A 1,060-nucleotide genomic window follows, 5' to 3' on the forward strand; every position below is an offset into this window, starting at 1 on the left:
ATAGTCAGCAGGTATTGTTATGAAATGATGGTGGTTATTTTAACCCCTGTAGATGGCATCATTCGATGGCTGCCCCGAGGTTTTTCATGCTCTCCTTATTGAGCAGGGGGAACGTCTCACACACGCAGCCCATGCGGGCGCGGATCTCTGGAGAGTTAGCTTTCTCATTCCAGTTTTTGATAATGGGCAGCATGAGCGCCTCGAAACGTGTAAATCCGCGCTTCGACATGGTTTCATAATCAGGGCTACCAAACGTGGTAAAGCCGGTGATAATGTTAGGCACATTGATACGATCTAGGGCATCTGCAATGGTGTAGGCGCTGGCGAGTGCCAGTTGAATCTTCCTGCCACCCATTGAGCCGGACAAGTCGATCACCTGCTGGACGCACGCGTTCACCGCTCTGTGGTCTTCTTTCTTGCGGAACACTCGGTCGTCGTTCATTGCCAGACGATACAGGTTCGCGCCATGTATCCGCCCACGTCTCTGGCCTGGGATAAACTGAACTCGGTTGCGGCTGGCGATAGCTCGCTCCAGGTCTTTGGCCAGAGTCGAAGAAACGCCTGCTGACAGATGTTTTTCGATTTTCAGTTCAAAGAGTTTTCTGCCTTCCGGAACCATGCGGTAGCGATCGACAGGTGAGTGCATTGGGATTGCGCCAAATGTCTTTCTTGTGCGCTTAACATGCTCTTCAGCCTCATCAATCAGCCCGATAAAGTCGTATGAACGATCGTATGGGCGATACTCAGAAAGCGAGGTGCTCATAAGCTCCTTACTGATGGTGGCCGACAGTGCGTCTTCGGTCATTTCACCGGTTCCGTCTTCCATCTCGTCGAGCGCCTTGAGTGCGTCCTCCAGAGTCATTTCATCCGGAGCAGGAACAAAGCCTGACTCACTGTCTTCAGGCGCTTCCGCAGCATCCTCATTTTCTTTACCTTCGCCGTCTGTTTGATCGGCGGCATCATCTTGGGGTTCTAGGGATTTTCCGTCCAAAAACGACAAAGTGCTCTGGAGGCCGCGCCGTCCGTGGCCTCCAGAGGGGTATTACTTTTCGCTGACGGG

At 52.5% G+C, this 1,060-nt stretch carries 1 pseudogene; it reads right to left on the reverse strand.

The annotated features are described in order from the left end of the window. Positions 1 to 97: 97 nt before the first annotated feature. Positions 98 to 895 (reverse strand): annotated as a pseudogene (locus HII27_RS26800) (cobaltochelatase CobT-related protein); the annotation flags it as partial. Positions 896 to 1,060 lie beyond the last annotated feature (165 nt).

The organism is Kluyvera sichuanensis (assembly GCF_014218705.1).
Lineage (GTDB): Bacteria > Pseudomonadota > Gammaproteobacteria > Enterobacterales > Enterobacteriaceae > Kluyvera > Kluyvera sichuanensis.